Annotated in this window: 23 protein-coding genes; 3 read left to right on the top strand and 20 right to left on the bottom strand. The window is 67.3% G+C overall.

Annotation, left to right across the window (positions count from 1 at the left end; translation table 11 throughout):
- Positions 1–46: 46 nt before the first annotated feature.
- Positions 47–1,408: an MFS transporter gene (locus ABD693_RS07920; protein ID WP_344696488.1), complete on the top strand. Its 1,362-nt coding sequence runs from the start codon at positions 47–49 to the stop codon at positions 1,406–1,408.
- Here the strand turns inward: ABD693_RS07920 and ABD693_RS07915 are convergent.
- Positions 1,405–4,572, bottom strand: a complete 3,168-nt coding sequence (locus ABD693_RS07915; protein WP_344696487.1) for a helicase-related protein — start codon at positions 4,570–4,572, stop codon at positions 1,405–1,407. The genes ABD693_RS07920 and ABD693_RS07915 overlap by 4 nt on opposite strands.
- 12 nt (positions 4,573–4,584) lie before the next feature.
- Positions 4,585–5,994 (bottom strand): FAD-binding oxidoreductase, encoded by a 1,410-nt coding sequence (locus ABD693_RS07910; RefSeq protein ID WP_344696486.1) that lies wholly within the window; start codon positions 5,992–5,994, stop codon positions 4,585–4,587.
- A gap of 84 nt (positions 5,995–6,078) precedes the next feature.
- Here ABD693_RS07910 and ABD693_RS07905 point away from each other — a divergent pair, with 84 nt between their 5' ends.
- Positions 6,079–6,945 (top strand): class I SAM-dependent methyltransferase, encoded by an 867-nt coding sequence (locus tag ABD693_RS07905; RefSeq protein WP_344696484.1) that lies wholly within the window; start codon positions 6,079–6,081, stop codon positions 6,943–6,945.
- Entirely contained in the window at positions 6,942–7,424 is a 483-nt protein-coding gene (locus ABD693_RS07900) for a dihydrofolate reductase (protein ID WP_344696483.1), read from the top strand. Before ABD693_RS07905 ends, ABD693_RS07900 begins: the two co-directional genes overlap by 4 nt.
- A gap of 3 nt (positions 7,425–7,427) precedes the next feature.
- Here the strand turns inward: ABD693_RS07900 and ABD693_RS07895 are convergent, their stop codons facing one another.
- From ABD693_RS07895 to rpsS, 18 genes are all read right to left on the bottom strand, one after another.
- Positions 7,428–8,072: an adenylate kinase gene (locus tag ABD693_RS07895; protein WP_344696482.1), complete on the bottom strand. Its 645-nt coding sequence runs from the start codon at positions 8,070–8,072 to the stop codon at positions 7,428–7,430.
- Positions 8,073–8,129: 57 nt separating this feature from the next.
- On the bottom strand, positions 8,130–9,500 hold the full coding sequence (gene secY, locus ABD693_RS07890; protein ID WP_344696481.1) for a preprotein translocase subunit SecY: 1,371 nt from the start codon (positions 9,498–9,500) through the stop codon (positions 8,130–8,132).
- Between the two features lie 151 nt (positions 9,501–9,651).
- On the bottom strand, positions 9,652–10,197 hold the full coding sequence (gene rplO, locus ABD693_RS07885; RefSeq protein WP_344697596.1) for a 50S ribosomal protein L15: 546 nt from the start codon (positions 10,195–10,197) through the stop codon (positions 9,652–9,654).
- Between the two features lie 121 nt (positions 10,198–10,318).
- A complete protein-coding gene (rpmD, locus tag ABD693_RS07880) occupies positions 10,319–10,495 on the bottom strand; it encodes a 50S ribosomal protein L30 (protein WP_344696480.1) in 177 nt (58 codons plus the stop codon).
- A 5-nt stretch (positions 10,496–10,500) separates the two neighbouring features.
- A complete protein-coding gene (gene rpsE / locus ABD693_RS07875; protein ID WP_344696479.1) occupies positions 10,501–11,253 on the bottom strand; it encodes a 30S ribosomal protein S5 in 753 nt (250 codons plus the stop codon).
- 2 nt (positions 11,254–11,255) lie between these two features.
- Positions 11,256–11,609, bottom strand: a complete 354-nt coding sequence (gene rplR, locus ABD693_RS07870) for a 50S ribosomal protein L18 (protein WP_344696478.1) — start codon at positions 11,607–11,609, stop codon at positions 11,256–11,258.
- A complete protein-coding gene (gene rplF, locus ABD693_RS07865; RefSeq protein ID WP_344696477.1) occupies positions 11,609–12,145 on the bottom strand; it encodes a 50S ribosomal protein L6 in 537 nt (178 codons plus the stop codon). Before rplF ends, rplR begins: the two co-directional genes overlap by 1 nt.
- 1 nt (position 12,146) lies before the next feature.
- Positions 12,147–12,542: a 30S ribosomal protein S8 gene (gene rpsH, locus ABD693_RS07860; protein ID WP_029941092.1), complete on the bottom strand. Its 396-nt coding sequence runs from the start codon at positions 12,540–12,542 to the stop codon at positions 12,147–12,149.
- A gap of 10 nt (positions 12,543–12,552) precedes the next feature.
- On the bottom strand, positions 12,553–12,858 hold the full coding sequence (rpsN, locus tag ABD693_RS07855; protein ID WP_344696475.1) for a 30S ribosomal protein S14: 306 nt from the start codon (positions 12,856–12,858) through the stop codon (positions 12,553–12,555).
- A gap of 21 nt (positions 12,859–12,879) precedes the next feature.
- On the bottom strand, positions 12,880–13,467 hold the full coding sequence (gene rplE / locus ABD693_RS07850; protein WP_344696474.1) for a 50S ribosomal protein L5: 588 nt from the start codon (positions 13,465–13,467) through the stop codon (positions 12,880–12,882).
- Positions 13,460–13,780 carry a 50S ribosomal protein L24 gene (gene rplX / locus ABD693_RS07845; RefSeq protein ID WP_344696473.1) on the bottom strand — a complete coding sequence of 107 codons (321 nt, stop codon included), beginning with the start codon at positions 13,778–13,780 and terminating at the stop codon, positions 13,460–13,462. Before rplX ends, rplE begins: the two co-directional genes overlap by 8 nt.
- A complete protein-coding gene (gene rplN, locus ABD693_RS07840; protein ID WP_344696472.1) occupies positions 13,780–14,148 on the bottom strand; it encodes a 50S ribosomal protein L14 in 369 nt (122 codons plus the stop codon). The genes rplX and rplN overlap by 1 nt, the downstream gene beginning before the upstream one ends.
- 29 nt (positions 14,149–14,177) lie before the next feature.
- The gene (gene rpsQ / locus ABD693_RS07835; protein WP_029941097.1) at positions 14,178–14,453 is read right to left on the bottom strand and encodes a 30S ribosomal protein S17; all 276 of its coding nucleotides are present in this window, start codon (positions 14,451–14,453) and stop codon (positions 14,178–14,180) included.
- Positions 14,454–14,465: 12 nt separating this feature from the next.
- Complete coding sequence (gene rpmC / locus ABD693_RS07830) at positions 14,466–14,675, bottom strand: 50S ribosomal protein L29 (RefSeq protein WP_344696470.1); 210 nt, start codon at positions 14,673–14,675, stop codon at positions 14,466–14,468.
- A 3-nt stretch (positions 14,676–14,678) separates the two neighbouring features.
- A complete protein-coding gene (gene rplP / locus ABD693_RS07825; protein ID WP_344696469.1) occupies positions 14,679–15,110 on the bottom strand; it encodes a 50S ribosomal protein L16 in 432 nt (143 codons plus the stop codon).
- A gap of 12 nt (positions 15,111–15,122) precedes the next feature.
- The gene (gene rpsC, locus ABD693_RS07820; RefSeq protein WP_344696468.1) at positions 15,123–15,836 is read right to left on the bottom strand and encodes a 30S ribosomal protein S3; all 714 of its coding nucleotides are present in this window, start codon (positions 15,834–15,836) and stop codon (positions 15,123–15,125) included.
- A complete protein-coding gene (gene rplV, locus ABD693_RS07815) occupies positions 15,836–16,219 on the bottom strand; it encodes a 50S ribosomal protein L22 (protein WP_344696467.1) in 384 nt (127 codons plus the stop codon). The genes rpsC and rplV overlap by 1 nt, the downstream gene beginning before the upstream one ends.
- The gene (rpsS, locus tag ABD693_RS07810) at positions 16,219–16,494 is read right to left on the bottom strand and encodes a 30S ribosomal protein S19 (RefSeq protein WP_168068184.1); all 276 of its coding nucleotides are present in this window, start codon (positions 16,492–16,494) and stop codon (positions 16,219–16,221) included. Before rpsS ends, rplV begins: the two co-directional genes overlap by 1 nt.

The raw sequence follows: 16,494 nt of genomic DNA, 5'->3' as shown, positions 1-16,494 counted from the left end.
GGCGTCTCGTGCAGGAAGCGCTTCAAGTGGAAAGAATGACGAGGCCATGACCGCTCCAGCCACTGCCCCAAGCTCCGATTCGCTGGAGCGCGACGCGCGCCTTCTTCACAAGGACGGCAAGGACATCCGCCCGGGCGAGATCGCCATCGGCGTGATCATCGGCCGGACGACCGAATTCTTCGACTTCTTCGTCTACGCCATCGCCTCGGTGCTGGTGTTTCCGAGCTACGTCTTCCCGTATGTCGATCCGCTGACCGGCACGCTCTACAGCTTCGCGCTGTTCAGCCTGGCCTTCTTCGGCCGGCCGCTCGGCACCTTCCTCTTCACCTACATCGACCAGCACCATGGCCGCGGGGTCAAGCTGACCATCGCGCTCTTCCTGCTCGGCGGGTCGACGATGGCGATCGCGGTCCTTCCGAGCTACGCGCAGGTCGGTGCGACCAGTGCCTGGCTGCTCGGCCTGTTCCGACTGCTCCAGGGCGTGGCGCTCGGCGGTGCCTGGGACGGCTTGCCCTCCCTCCTCGCGCTCAATTCGCCGAACGACCGGCGCGGCTGGTATTCGATGATCCCGCAGATCGGCGCGCCGCTTGGCCTCGCGCTTGCCTGCGGCCTGTTCGCCTATTTCCTCGCCTTGCTCGAGCCGGGGGATTTCCTCAGCTGGGGCTGGCGCTATCCCTTCTTCGTGGCGCTCGCGCTCAACATCGTCGCGCTGTTCGCACGGCTCCGGCTAGTCGCGACACCCGAGTTCAAGCGCCTGTTCGAAAGCCGCGAACTCCAGCCATCGCCGCCGTTCGAGACCCTGTTCGCCGAGTGGCGGACGATCGTGCTCGGCGCCTTCGCGCCACTGGCGAGCTTCGCCCTGTTCCACCTCGTCGCGGTGTTCCCGCTCTCGTACAACCAGCTCTTCACCGACACCGATCCCGTCCGCTTCCTCATCATCGAGGGCGTCGGCGCGCTGATCTGCGTGATGGCGATCGTCGCTTCGGGCCTGCTCGCCGACCGGGTCGGCCGCCGCGCGGTGCTCGGGGTGTCGGCGGTGCTGATCGGCGCCTACAGCGGCTTTGCCCCCCAGCTCCTGAGCGCCGGCCAGATCGGAGAGGCCATCTACCTCCTCGGCGGGTTCATCCTGCTCGGCCTGTCCTTCGGCCAGTCGTCGGGGACGGTGAACAGCAGCTTTGCCCAGAATTACCGCTACACCGGGGCAGCCATCGTCTCGAACTCGGCCTGGTTCATCGGAGCAGGCTTTGCGCCGCTGGTCGCGCTGTGGCTTGCCGCGCATGTCGGGCTGTGGGCCGTCGGCCTCTACCTCCTGTCGGGCGTCATCTGCACGCTCGGGGCGCTGCTCATCAACCGCGAGTGGGGCAAGCGCGAAGCCGAGCAGGCGCGCGAGGCCGAAGCCGCCGTCTAGTCGGCGAGCCCGACCAGCATTTCCTCGAGCGCGTCGATCCGGGCGCTGCTCTCCTCGGCCTCGGGCCGCAGCAGCCAGCGTCCGCCCTTCGCTTCTGTGCCCTCGGGAGCCGGCGCCTTGGCGTCGCGGGGCGTGATGGCGATGGCCGCCGGCCCCGCATCGACCCGCGCGACGGCCGCATCACGCGCCAGAAGCGCCAGCCGCTTGAGCGTCACGAGCGCCAGCGCTTCCTCGGGCAATTCGCCGAACCGGTCGGTGAGTTCGGCCTCGAAGCTGTCCAGCGAGGCCGCTTCCTCGATCCGGGCCAGCCGGAGGTAGAGCGCCAGGCGCACTTCCTCTTCCGGGATCCAATCGGCTGGCAGCCGCCCGGTGAGGCCGAGGCGAAGGTCGGGCGGCGCGATGTCGGTTTCCTCGCCGCGCGCCCGCTTGAGCGCCAGCCCGAGGAGATGCTGGTACAGGTCGATCCCGATCAGCTTGAGGTGGCCCGACTGCTCCTCGCCGAGGAGATCGCCGGCCCCGCGCAGGTCGAGATCGCGGGCGCTGATCGCAAAGCCCGCGCCCAGCCGGTCGAAGGCCGAGAGCGTGTTCAGCCGTTCGAGCGTCCGCGGCGCGATCGCCGCATCCTTGTCGGTCATGAGGAGAATGACGCCGCGCCGCGCGCCGCGCCCGACCCGCCCGCGCAGCTGGTGCAGCTGGGCAAGGCCGAAGCGGTCGGCATGCATCACCACCATCGTGTTCGCCCGCGGCACGTCGAGCCCGGCCTCGATGATACTGGTCGCGAGAAGGATGTCCCCCTCCCCGCCCGCGAAGCCGACCATGGCGGCATCGATGTCGGCGGCCGCCATCTTGCCATGCGCCTCGACGATCGAAAGTTCGGGAACGAGCTTGTCGAGTTCCTCGCGAAGCGCGGGCATGGCCTCGATCCGCGGCACGACGACGAAGCTCTGCCCGCCCCGCGCACGCTCCCGCATCAGTGCGGCGCGAAGCTTGACCGGGTCGAAGGGCCCGACCTCGGTGCGGATCGGCTGGCGGCGCGCGGGCGGAGTCGCGAGCACGCTCATCGGCTGAAGCCCGACCAGCGCCGACTGGAGCGTGCGCGGGATCGGCGTGGCGGTAAGGCTCAGCGCATGCGGCGCACCGAGCCCGCGCAGCTTTTCCTTGTCCTTGGCGCCGAACCTTTGCTCCTCGTCGATCACGACCAGCGCGAGGTCCTGGTAGACGACGCCCTTGCCGGCGACCGCACCGGTGCCGACCACGATCCCGATGCTGCCGTCGGCGATACCGGCAAGCGTCTTCTTGCGCTCGGCCGCGGTGACGAGGCGCGACAGCATCCCGACTTCGACCCCGAGATCGGCGAAGCGCGCGCGGAAGGTCTCGAGATGCTGGCGGGCGAGCACCGTGGTCGGTGCGGCGAGCGCGACCTGCTTGCCCGCGAACACCGCCATCGCCGCCGCCCGGAGCGCCACTTCGGTCTTGCCGTAGCCGACGTCACCGACGACCAGCCGGTCCATCGGCCGGCCGCTCGCAAGGTCGGTGCGGATGGCGCTGATCGCCTTGAGCTGGTCGGCGGTCTCGCTGAAGGGGAAGCCGCCCGACAATTGTTCGTAGCGGCTGGCGTCGGGCTCGATCGCCGGCGCGCTGATTGTGTCGCGCTGCGCGGCCAGTTCGATCAGCCCGCGGGCAGTCGCGGCGATCGCGCCGAGCACCTCGCCCCGCCGTTTCTCCCACGACGAGCCGTCGAGCTTGTCAAGGGTGACCGCATTCTCGTCCGAGCCGTAGCGCCAGATCTTGCCCGCATCCGACACCGGCACCAGCCGCCGCGCGTCATTGGCGTGGCGAAGGACGATCGCATCACCGCCGTTATCGGGAAGTTCCGCAAGGCCGGCTACGACCCCGAGGCCATGGTCTTCGTGAATGACCACGTCACCGGGCCGGATATCCGGCGCCGCGAAGACTTCGGTCGCCGAGGTCGGGCCATGGGGATCGAGCGCGGCGCGCGACCCGATGAGGTCCGCGGCGGCCACGGCGACAATGTCGCCGCGGGTGAAGCCGCGCCCCACCGCCATCGGCAGGGTCATGAGCTCACCGCCCTTCGCCTTGGCGACCTCGGTCCAACTCTGCGCCTCGCTCACGTCAAGCTTGAGCGCCTTTGCCACGCGGCCCGTCAGGAACCGTAGGTCGCGCGGGGAGCCGAGCAGCACGAGCTTTCGCTTGGCATCGAGGACCTCCTTCGCGAACCGACGGAAGGCTCGGTCGGGATTCTTCTGCTCGACGAAGCGCGGCGGTGCCTCGCCAGCTTCCGCGCCGAGGTCGATCCGTTCGAGCGGCGCGATCGCCTCCTGCCAGCGCTCGTTCGGGCAGATGTCGGCCAGCGCCCGCCGCGGGAGCCGCTTGGCGGTATCGGCCGCGAGCGCGAGAAACTGCGTTCGGCGCCGGTCGGCGCCCGGCTCAATCGTCAGCACGGCGTCGTCCAGATGAGCAGTGATCGGGACTCCGCCGGCGCCCTTGGGCTCGGCCACCGTCCCGATCTCGAGGACGTCGAGTTCCTCGGTGGTGAGCTGCGTCAGCGCATCGTAGCGCCGAAGCGTCGTGATCATGCCGTCGACCACGTCGATCCGGACCGGCTCGAGCGCGTCGCCCGGGAAGATGTCGACGACGCTTCCGCGCACCGCCACTTCGCCGGGCTCGTCGACCCGTTCGTCCTCGATGTAGCCGAGGGCGACGGCATCCTCGCGAAACTTCTCGAGGTCGAGCGCCTGGCCGGCGCGCAAACATGGGGGCACCGCGGCGAAACTGTCGGGTGGCGCGACCAGGCGGCCTGCGGCCTCGCCCGGCGCTACCAGAAGCACCGGACGCCGGTTTGAGACGGCCTCACCCAAATGGCGAAGCGCCGCAGTGCGCTGCCCGGCAACCCCGGGGGATGCCGGTGCCTCGTCACCCGGCAAGGCGTCGCTGGCGGGAAGATAGAGCACAGTGCGCTCGCCTGCCGCTTCCTCCGCCGCCCGTGCGATCGCAGCGGCGCGAAGTTCGTCGCGGGCGATGAAGATGATCGAAGGGGCGTCGACGGCCAGCAGCGCTGCCGCCGCCTCGCCGATCTCGAGTAGCCGTTCCGGATTTCGCTGTTCGTCGCCCCGTGCCATGCCACCCGAACGGGTCGTCGGCATTGACGTTCCGACCTAGTCCAAGAGCTTACCCGGATTGAAGATTCCGTGCGGATCCATCGCGCGCTTGATGGCTCGGAGCGCCTGCATTCGCGCGGGCGGGGCGAGCCGGGCCAGCTCGTCCTTCTTCATCTGCCCGATGCCATGCTCGGCCGAGATCGACCCGCCCGCCGAAGTGACGAGGTCGTGGACCATCCGGCTCACCGCCTTGCCCTCATCGCCATCGGCCCAGCCGCGGTCCGCTCCCCCGGGCGCGCGGACGTGGAAGTGGACGTTGCCGTCGCCGAGATGGCCATAGCCGTTCGCCTCGGTGCCCGGGAACGCCGCCTCGATCGCGCGCGCGTCCCCGGTCAGGAAGGCGGGCACGCGTTCGACCGGCAGCGAGATGTCGTGCTGCGCCGCCGGGCCATCGGTCCGCTCGGCCTCCGAGATGGAGTGACGCAGCCGCCAGAATTGCTCGGTCTGCTCGCCCGACTGGGCGATCACGGCATCGGCGAGCAGCCCAGCCTCCGACGCCTCCGACAAGAGGCGTTCCAGCACCTGCCCCCCCACTTCGCCTTCACCGGTTGCAACCGCCTCGATCAGCACGTTCCAGGCATGCGGCGGCGACAGCGGCGCACGGGTCTGGGGAATGTGGCGAAGCACCCGGGCAAGGCTTGCGGCGGGAATGAGTTCGAATGCCTCGACCCGGTCTGTCCGTGCCTCGACGAAGCGCAGCAGCGCGAGCGCCTGCTCGGGCCCCGCGACCCCGACCCACGCCGCGGTACGCTCAACCCGCCCCGGCACCAGCCGCAAGCGCAAGGCGGTGATGATCCCGAGCGTCCCCTCGGCCCCGATCAGCAGATGGTCGAGCGAGGGGCCGCGATTGTCCTTCTTGAGCCCGCCGAGGCTGTCGTGGACGAGCCCGCCCGACAGCACCGCCTCCATCCCCAGCACCTGTGCCCGCATCGTCCCGAAGCGCAGCACCTGCACCCCGCCGGCATTGGTCGCCGCTAGGCCGCCGACGGTCGCCGACCCGCGCGCGCCGAGGTCCAGGGGAAAGCGTGCGCCCACGTCCTCGGCAGCGGCGTGCAGATGCTCGAGGATCACGCCGGCCTCTACGATCGCATGGTCGGGCGCGATGTGGCGGATGCCGTTCATCCGCCGGAGCGACAGGATCGCCGCCGATCCGTCGTCAGGCGGGGTCGCCCCTCCGACCATCGAGCTGTTGCCCCCTTGCGGCACGAGCGCGACGCCATGCGCCTCGGCGGCTGCGACGATTGCCGCGACCTCCGCCGTGGTGGAAGGCTCGAGCAGCACCGAGGCCTTGCCATGCCAGCGGCCGCGCCAGTCGGTCAGCCACGGCGCGATCCGCTCGGGATCGGTGACGATTGCACGCGGCGCGAGCTGGTTCTGGAGCTGATCGAGAAAGGCCTGCTGCGACATCGGCCCATCCCTAGCGCAACAGCCGCTTGGCAGGCGAGAGGGAGCGAGCGAAGATGACGCCGGGCATGAGGGGAGAAGAGGCGTGTGAGCTCCTGGCTTTGGGCGGGGTTCGTATCGAGCGTGGCAGCACTGTCGCTCGCCATCGGCGGTGTCGCGGTGAAGCGGCGGCTGCGGCGCCTGCGCGACGACCATAGGCTTCGCCCCGCGCTCTGGAACCGCTTCTACGCGGTCGACTGGGGCGACACCGCCACCAACAATTACGGTTTCGCGCCCGCCGATCCTGCCGACACCGCGCCCGACCGCTTCCAGCGCCAGCTCTATCGCGAGATGCTCGCCTTGCTCTCCCGCACCAACCCCCGCCTTCCCGACGGCGCCCGCCTGCTCGAGGTGAGCTGCGGCCGCGGGGGCGGGCTCGACTCCTTCCTTGCCGCCGCCGGCCCCGACCGCTTCCGGGCCACCGGGCTCGATGTCGCCGAAAGCGCGGTTCGCTTCTGCGCCGAGCGATGGGCCGACCGCGAATTCGTCTGCGGCTGCGCCATGGCCCTGCCCTTTGCCGACAGGAGCTTCGACGTCGTCCTCAACGTCGAGGCGTCGAACGACTATCCCGACCGGCGACGCTTCTTCGCCGAGGTCCGCCGGGTCCTGAGGCCCGGCGGCATATTCCTCTATGCCGATACCGAAAAAGCCGCCAACCAAGGCCGCATGGCCCGAGATCTTTCCGACGCCGGCTTCGCCTTCGACCTTGCCGACATCACCGGCCATGTCGTCGAGGCCTGCCGGCTCGATACCCCGCGGCGACGCGCCGTTATTGCCGCCCGTGCGCCCCTGCCCGCCCGCCTGCTCCTTCGCCGCGAACTCGCCAATTATGCGGCGGTCGAAGGAAGCGCAAAGTTTGAGCGCTTCCGCACCCGCGAGCGCCGTTACCTGATGGCCGCGGCGGTGCCGGCATGATCCAGCTGGTCGTCGCCCGTGCCGAGAACGGCGTCATCGGCCGCAATGGCGACCTGCCGTGGCGCCTGCCCGCGGACCTCCGGCGTTTCAAGCAGCTGACGCTCGGCACCGCCATGGTCATGGGCCGCAAGACCTTCGAGAGCCTGCCCGGTCTCCTCCCCGGTCGCCGCCACATCGTCATCACGCGCAACCCCGACTGGTCGGCACCGGGCGCCGAAATCGTTCACTCGCTTCCCGAGGCGTTCGCGCTGGCCGAGCCCGACGATGTCAGCATCATCGGCGGCGCCGAGATCTTCCGCCTCGCCATCGCCTTTGCCGACAAGGTCGAATTGACAGAAGTGAAGGGCGAGATCGCCGGGGATACCGTTATGCCCGACCCGCGCGACAGCGGGCTGTGGCGCGAAACTTTCCGCGAGGAGCATGGCAGCGAGGACGGTCGCCCCGCCTTCGCCTTCGTGACGCTGGAGCGCCTTGCCTAGGCCTTAGCGGTCGAGGACCGCATCGATCTGCGCGGCGACGTCCTCGACCGAAGCCATGCCGTCGACCCGCGTGACCAGTCCGCGCTCCTGATAATAAGGCAGGATCGGGGCGGTCTTGGCGCGATACTCGGCCATGCGCGTGCGCACCGTCTGCTCATTGTCGTCGGGACGGCGCTTGAACTCGTGCCCGCCGCAGACGTCGCACGTGTCCTGGATCTGGGTCGGCTTGAACCGGTCGTGATAGGGTGCGCCGCAGGTCCCACAGGTGAAGCGGCCGGTGATGCGTTCGACCAGCGCTTCCTCGTCGACCCCAAGCTCGATCACATGCGCCAGCGAACGGCCGCGCTCGCCGAGCAGCATGTCGAGCGCCTCGGCCTGGTGCTGGGTGCGCGGGAAGCCGTCGAAGATCGCGCCCTTGCCGTCGCTCTGGTCCAGATGCTCGCCGATCAGCGCCGAGACGATCGCGTCGCTGACGAGCTCGCCCGCTTCCATCACGGCCTTGGCCTTGAGCCCGACCGGCGTGCCCGCCTTCACCGCCGCGCGGAGCATGTCACCGGTCGACAGCTGGACCATGCCGCGCGTCTCGACCAGTCGCTGCGCCTGCGTGCCCTTGCCGGCGCCCGGGGGCCCCAAGAGGATGATGTCCACGCTACGCTCCCTGTTAGTTCGGCCGACAGTCACGGGCTTGTCCGAGCCCGTCAAGCATCAGCGACGTGCCGGACGGCCGCCCTTGAGCTTCGCCTTCTTGATGAGGTCGCCGTAGCTGTGGGCGATGAGATGGCCCTGGATCTGGCTGACCGTGTCCATCGTGACGTTGACCACGATGAGGAGGCTGGTGCCGCCGAGATAGAAGGGAATGCCGGCCTGCGTCACCGCGAATTCGGGCAGGAGGCAGATCACCGCCAGATAGGCCGCGCCGATCACCGTCAGGCGGGTCAGCAGGTGATCGAAATAGACTTCGGTCGCCTTGCCCGGACGGACGCCCGGAATGAAGCCGCCATGCTTCTTGAGGTTGTCCGCCGTCTCTTCCGAGTTGAACTGGACGCTCGTGTAAAAGAAGCTGAAGAAGACGATCCCGAGCCCGTAGAGGGTCATGAAGACCGGGCTGCCATGCTGCAGGTAGGTCGACAGCGTGATCAGCCACTCCGAGCCGCCTTCCGCGCCCGGGGTCGCGCCGGCCATCTGGATGACCGTCAGCGGCATCAGCAGGAGCGAGCTGGCGAAGATCGGCGGGATGACGCCGGCGGTGTTGATCTTGATCGGCAGGTGCGAGCGCTCCTGCGCCATCATGCCGCGCGCCGTCGCGCGCTTGGGATACTGGATCAGCACCCGGCGCTGCGCGCGCTCCATGAAGCAGATGAAGAGGATCAGGCCGACAACCAGCACGATCACCAGGATGATGATCAGCGGATCGATCGTGTTGCTGCGGCCGCCCTCGAGCAGCTGCGCGAGCGTTCGCGGCAGCGAGGCGACGATGCCGGCCATGATGATCAGCGACACGCCGTTGCCGATGCCGCGGCTGGTAATCTGCTCACCGATCCACATCAGGAACAAGGTACCGCCGACGAGGCTGACCGTCGCGGCGACGCGGAACAGGATGCCGGGATCGACGACCGCCGGAATGCCCTGGTTGGCGCCGAGGCCCTCGAGCCCGACCGCGATGAAATAGCCCTGCACGGTGGTCAGGAGCACCGTCAGGTAGCGGGTGTACTGGTTGAGCCGCTTGCGGCCCGCCTCACCCTCCTTCTTGAGGGTCATCCACGGGCCGTACATGGTCGCGCCGAGCTGCACGACGATCGAGGCGGTGATGTAGGGCATGACGCCGAGCGCGATGATGCTCATCCGCGCCAGGCTGCCGCCCGAGAAGGTGTTGAAGAAGTCGAGGACGCCGCCGCGCTGCGTGTTGAACAGCTCGGCCATGGCCCGCGGGTCGATGCCCGGCATCGGCACGTGGCTGAGGAGCCGGAAGAGGATCAGCGCACCAATGGTGAACCAGATACGCTTCTTGAGCTCGGTCGCCTTGCCGAAGTTGGCGAGGCTGATGTTCGAAGCCAGTTGTTCGGCCTGCGATGCCATGTGTGTTTTTCGTCCCTACCCCGTCAGCGCTCCATATAGGGGTCCGCTGCGGCGATGAAAGCCGTTACCCGGCGACAAGCCAGGAGCCCAGAGCCTTCATCACCACGCGGGCGCGGGAGGACCGGGCTCCGGCTCGTCGCCGGGGAAGGTTTTACTTGGCCTGCTTGGCAGCCTTGTTGGCGATGCGCGCCTCGCGGGCGACGCCCTTCTTGGCCTTGGCCAGCTCGGCCTTGTCCTTGCGCTCGATGACTTCGACGCTGCCGCCGGCCTTTTCGATCGCTTCACGGGCGCCCTTGCTGACACCGGCGACGCGGAAGTTCAGCTTGGCCGAGAAATCGCCCTTGCCGAGGATGCGGACGCCGTCCTTGCCGCCGCGGCCGACACCGGCGGCCTTGAGCGCCGCATGGTCGATGGTGCCGTCGGTCTTGAGCGTGCCCGCGTCGACCAGATTCTGGATCGCGCCGAGGTTCACCTCGGCATGGTCCTTGGCGAAGATGTTGTTGAAGCCGCGCTTCGGGATCCGCATGTGGAGCGGCATCTGGCCGCCCTCGAAACCGAAGATCGAGACGCCCGAGCGGCTGGTCTGGCCCTTCTGGCCGCGGCCCGAGGTCTTGCCCTTGCCGGAGCCGATGCCGCGGCCGACCCGCATGCGGGACTTGCGGGCGCCATCGTTGTCGCGGAGGTCGTTGAGCTTGATCGTCATGTTGTGCACTCGCTTTCGCTTTGGTCGCGCATCTGGCCCCCTGCCGGGGCAGGAGGCCAGTCACTTGGTTTGAAATGGAAACGAGCCCCTGCACGAACAGGGGCTCGAAGCCAACTTACTTTTCGACGTTCACCAGATGCTGCACCTTGCGGATCTGGCCGAGCACCTCGGGGGTGTCCTCCACTTCCACGGTGCGATGCATCTTGTTCAGGCCGAGACCGACCAGCGTCGCGCGCTGGGTCTTGTCGCGGCGGATCGGCGAACCCGTCTGGGTGATCTTGATGGTCGCCACGTCTGTTACTCCGTGATGCTGTCAGCGGTGGCCTCGGCCTCCGCCTGGCTCACGCCACCGCGGCCGAGCAGGTCGGCGACCTTTTTGCCGCGACGCTGCGCCACCGAACGGGGGCTGGTCTGATCCTTGAGCGCCTCGAAGGTGGCGCGGATCATGTTGTACGGGTTCGAGGTGCCGACCGACTTGGTCACCACGTCGGCCACGCCGAGGCTCTCGAAGATGGCACGCATCGGGCCACCCGCGATGATCCCGGTACCGGCCGGAGCCGCGCGCAGGTTCACCTTGCCGGCGCCGAAGTGGCCCTTGCCGTCATGGTGCAGCGTGCGACCATCGCGCAGCGGAACGCGGATCATGGCCTTCTTGGCCGCCGCGGTCGCCTTGCTGATGGCTTCCGGAACCTCACGGGCCTTGCCGTGGCCGAAGCCCGCACGACCCTTGCCGTCACCGACCACGACCAGCGCCGCGAAGCCGAAGCGCTTGCCGCCCTTCACCGTCTTCGAGACGCGGTTGATGTGAACCAGCTTCTCGATCAGCTCTTCGCCGCCATCGTCTTCCTGGCCACGACCGCCGCGGCGATCGTCACGACGGCCACGGTTGCCGCCGCCGCGATTGTCGCGACCGCCGCCACCGCCACGGCCGCCACGGGCGCCGCGCGGACCGCGATTGTCCTGGCTCGGCTGACCGGCATCCGCCGTCTCGGCCGCGACCGGCGCGTCCGGGGTGACCGCCGGGGTCTGGGTTTCAGTCTCGTCAGCCATCATTAGAACTCCAGACCGCCCTCACGGGCGGCATCGGCCAGGGCCTTGACCCGGCCATGGAACAGGAAGCCACCGCGGTCGAACACGACCCGGTCCACACCGGCAGCCTTGGCGCGCTCGGCCAGCGTCTTGCCGACGAGCTTGGCGCCCTCGGTCGTGGCGTTGGTCTTGCCGCGCAGGTCCTTGTCGAGCGTCGAGGCCGAGACGACGGTCCGGCCAGCGGCGTCGTCGATGACCTGGGCGTAGATGTGACGACCCGAGCGGTGCACCGAAAGCCGCGGCTTGCCCGAGGCGCGGGCCTTGAGCGCCGTGCGCACGCGGCGCCGGCGGCGATCGAAGAGGGAGAGCTTGGCCATTACTTCTTCTTCCCTTCCTTGCGGAAGATGAACTCGCCGCGGTACTTGATGCCCTTGCCCTTGTACGGCTCGGGCTTGCGCCAGCGACGGATCTCGGCGGCCACCTGGCCGACCTTCTGCTTGTCGATGCCCGAGATCTCGACCGTGTTGGGGTCGGGAGTCTTGACGTCGATGCCTTCCGGGATCGCGTAGTTGACGTCGTGGCTGTAGCCGAGCTGCAGCTTCAGGTTCTTGCCCTGGGCCGCGGCGCGATAGCCAACGCCGGTGATCTCGAGCACCTTGGTGAAGCCCTCGGTCACGCCGGTGACGAGGTTCAGCACGTTGGTGCGCTGCATGCCCCACGCCGCGCGCGAACGCTGGCTGTCATTGACCGGCTGCACGCTGATCTGGCCGTCCTCGATCGAGGTGCGGACCAGCTCGTCGAGCACGGTCATCGAAAGGGTGCCCTTGGGGCCTTTGACGCTGAGGGTCTGGCCCTCGAGCGAGGCCGTGACCCCGGCCGGAACCGGGACCGGCTTCTTGCCGATACGGGACATCTTAGAACACCTCCGCCAGCACTTCGCCGCCGACGTTCTGCTCACGCGCTTCCGCATCCGAAAGCACGCCGCGCGGCGTCGAGACGATGGTCATGCCAAGGCCGTTGCGGACCCGCGGCAGCTCGCGAGCACCCGAATAGACCCGGCGACCGGGCTTCGAGACGCGCGCCAGATGCTGGATCGCCGGCTGGCCTTCGAAATACTTCAGTTCAATCCGCAGGCCCTTCTGGCCCGCCAGCTCCTCTTCCGAGTAGCCGCGGATGTAGCCTTCGCGCTGGAGCACGTCGAGGACGTGGGCACGCAGCTTGGAAGCCGGCGTCAGGACGCTGTCCTTCTTCGCCTGCTGGCCGTTGCGGATGCGGGTGAGCATATCACCCAGGGGATCGGTCATCGCCATCTTGTGACCCTTACCAGCTCGACTTGGTGAGACCCGGAATCAGGCCCTTGTTGCCCAATTCGCGAAGCATCACGCGCGAGAGACGGAACTTGCGGTAATAAGCGCGGGACCGGCCCGTCAGCTCGCACCGATTGCGGATACGGGTCGGATTGCCGTTACGGGGCAGCTCCGCCATCTTCAGACGTGCGATCAAACGCTCGGTCTCGTCGAGGCTCTCGTCGTTCGCGATAGCCTTGAGCTTGGCGTACTTGGCCGCCTGCTTCTCGACGAGCTTCTTGCGACGCTCGTTCTTGTTGATGGAACTCAGTTTCGCCATGACTTAAGTTCTCCTAACCGCTTACGCGGCAGCCTTTTGCTGTTCAGCGTCTGCGGGGAACGGGAAGTTGAAGAGGCGCAGCAGCTCGCGCGCTTCCTCGTCGGTCTTCGCCGTGGTGGTGACGATGATGTCCATGCCGCGGACCTTTTCGATCCGGTCATATTCGATCTCGGGGAACACGATCTGTTCTTTGAGACCCATCGCGTAATTGCCGCGACCATCGAAGCTCTTCGGGTTGAGGCCGCGGAAGTCGCGGACGCGGGGAAGGGCGATGGTCACGAGACGGTCGAGGAACTCGTACATGCGCTCACGGCGAAGGGTGACCTTGCAACCGATCGGCATGCCCTCACGCAGCTTGAACTGCGCGATCGAGGTCTTGGCCTTGGTGATCACCGGCTTCTGACCGGCGATCAGCTGCATTTCGGCAGCGGCCGCTTCGACCTTTTTCTTGTCCTGGGTGGCTTCGCCGACGCCCATGTTGATGACGATCTTGTCCAGGCGCGGAACTTCCATCGAGTTCTTGTACCCGAACTTCTCGGTCATCGCCTTGGCGATGCGATTGTCGTAATCCGCCTTGAGACGCGGCGTGTAGCTGGCCTGCTCAGCCATTGATCAGCTCCCCGGACTTCACGGCCACGCGCACCTTCTTGCCGTCACGCTCCTCGAAGCGGACGCGGGTGGCCGCGCCGGTCTTCGGATCCGCGATCGCGACCTTGCTGATGTGCAGCGGCGCTTCCTTGCGCTCCAGGCCGCCCTGCGGGGCTGCCTGGGTCGGCTTCTTGTGGCGGGTGGCGACATTGACGCCGCTCACCACGACCTTCTGTTCCTTGGGCATGGAGCGGACGACCTCACCGGTCTTCCCCTTGTCCTTGCCCGACAGGACGACGACCTTGTCGCCCTTCTTGATCTTCGCGGCGGCCATTACAGCACCTCCGGCGCAAGGCTGATGATCTTCATGTGCTTCTTGGCGCGCAGTTCGCGCACCACCGGCCCGAAGATACGGGTGCCGATCGGCTCCTCGTTCTTGTTGACCAGCACGGCGGCATTGCTGTCGAAGCGGATCACCGAACCGTCGGGACGGCGGATGTCCTTGGCGGTGCGAACGATGACGGCGCGGTGCACGTCACCCTTCTTCACGCGGCCCTTCGGCGCAGCTTCCTTGACGGAAACGACGATGATGTCGCCGACGCCGGCGACACGGCGCTTGGACCCGCCGAGCACCTTGATGCACATGACGCGCTTGGCACCGCTGTTGTCGGCGACGTCGAGGTTGGACTGCATCTGGATCATGGTTCTATCCTATCCTTGACCAGAGCCGCTCAGACGTTGGCCGCTTCGGCCAGGTCGGAGGCCTTCGCCTCACCAACCAGTCCGGCAACGGTCCAGGTCTTGAGCTTCGAAACCGGCGCGCATTCTTCAATGCGAACCTGCTGACCCACCGAATAGGCATTTGCCTCGTCGTGGGCATGGTACTTCTTCGACAGCTTGATGATCTTGCCGTACAGCGGGTGCTTAACCCGCCGCTCGACACGGACCACCACGGTCTTGTCACCCTTGTCGGACACCACGGTGCCGGTGAGGACGCGCTTAGGCATCTGTTACTCTCCTCAGCCCTGCGCCGGCGCGCTCTTGGAGCGCTGGCCTTGCAGGGTCTTGATGCGGGCGATGGTCCGGCGGACTTCACGCACGCGGCTCGGCTTCTCCAGCTGGTTCGTCGCCGCCTGGAAGCGCAGGTTGAACTGCTCGCGCTTCAGCTCGGAGAGCTGCGTCGCCAGCTGGTCGTCGGTCTTCACCGACATGTCTTCTCGCTTCGCCATGGCTTAGTCGGCCTCGATCAGGGTTTCGCCAAGGCGGGCAACCACCTTGACCTTGATGGGGAGCTTTTCCGCCGCCCGCTCGAAAGCGGTCTTGGCGATCGGGCCCGGAACACCGTCCAGCTCGAACAGGATGCGGCCGGGCTTGACGCGGGCGACCCAGAATTCGGGCGAACCCTTACCCGAGCCCATGCGGACTTCGGCAGGCTTGCTCGACACGGGCACGTCCGGGAAGATCCGGATCCACAAGCGCCCCTGGCGCTTGATGTGACGGGTGATCGCGCGGCGAGCCGCTTCGATCTGGCGGGCGGTGATCCGCTCCGGCTCCATGGCCTTGAGGCCGAAGGCGCCGAAGTTGAGTTCGGTGCCACCCTTGGCATTGCCATGGATGCGGCCCTTGAAGGCCTTGCGGAACTTGGTGCGCTTGGGCTGCAACATTGTTTCTGTTCCTTACCGGCGCCGGTCGTCGTCACGCGCGGGGCGGACGCCGGAAGTCTGCGCTTCCATCATCAGGCGGTCCTGCGCGAGCGGGTCGTGACCGAGGATCTCGCCCTTGAACACCCAGACCTTCACGCCGCACACGCCGTAAGCGGTGTGCGCCTGGGCCTCGGCGTAATCGACGTTGCCGCGCAGCGTATGGAGCGGCACGCGCCCTTCACGATAACGCTCCGAGCGGGCGATTTCGGCACCGCCGAGACGACCGCCGCACTCGATACGAATGCCTTCCGCGCCGAGGCGAAGCGCCGACTGCACCGCGCGCTTCATGGCGCGACGGAAAGCGATACGACGCTCGAGCTGGTCGGCGATGCCCTGCGCCACGAGACGCGCATCGACTTCCGGCTTGCGGATTTCGACAATGTTCAGGCTGACTTCCGAACCCGTCATCTTCGACAGGGTCTTCTTCAGCTTGTCGATGTCGGTGCCCTTCTTGCCGATGATCACGCCGGGGCGCGCAGCATAGATGGACACGCGGCACAGCTTGGCCGGACGCTCGATCACCACCTTGGAGATCGCGGCCTGCGGCAGCGTCTTCATAATGAAGTTGCGGATCTTGAGATCCTCGAGCAGCAGACGGCCATAGTCCTGGCCCTCGGCGAACCAGCGGCTGTCCCAAGTGCGGTTGATCTGAAGCCGAAGCCCGATCGGATTGCTCTTCTGACCCATTAGGCTTCTTCCTGCTCACGCTCGCGCACGACGACGCGGATGCGGCTGAACGGCTTGACGATGCGGCTCGAGCGGCCGCGGGCGCGGGTCGCGAAACGCTTCATCGAGATCGACTTGCCGACACTGGCCTCGTGAACGACGAGCGCGTCGACATCGAGGTTGTGGTTGTTTTCGGCATTGGCGACGGCCGAAGCCAGGACCTTGTAGACGTCCTCGCTCATGCCCTTCGTGCTGAACTTCAGGATGTTCAGCGCTTCCTCGACCTTGCGGCCACGGATGAGCTGCGCCACCAGGTTCAGCTTGCGCGCCGAGCCACGGATCGTGTTGCCGACGGCGAGCGCTTCCTTGTCGCCCACCTTGCGGGGTGCTGCAACCTTGCCCATTAGCGCTTGCCCTTCTTGTCGGCCGCGTGACCCGGGAAGTACCGGGTCGGAGCGAACTCGCCGAGCTTCATGCCGACCATGTCCTCGTTGACCGACACCGGCACGAACTTGCGGCCGTTGTAGACATTGAAGGTCAGGCCGACGAACTGCGGCAGGATGGTGGAGCGGCGCGACCAGGTCTTAATCGGCGCGCGGGCGCCGGCGTCCTGAGCGGTTTCGGCCTTCTTCAGGAGCGACAGCTCCACGAAGGGACCCTTCCAGACGGAACGAGCCAT

The organism is Sphingomonas rosea (assembly GCF_039538065.1).
Lineage (GTDB): Bacteria > Pseudomonadota > Alphaproteobacteria > Sphingomonadales > Sphingomonadaceae > Sphingomicrobium > Sphingomicrobium rosea.
Note: the sequence above shows the minus strand (reverse complement) of the source record. Positions and strands in the feature narration are given on the sequence as shown.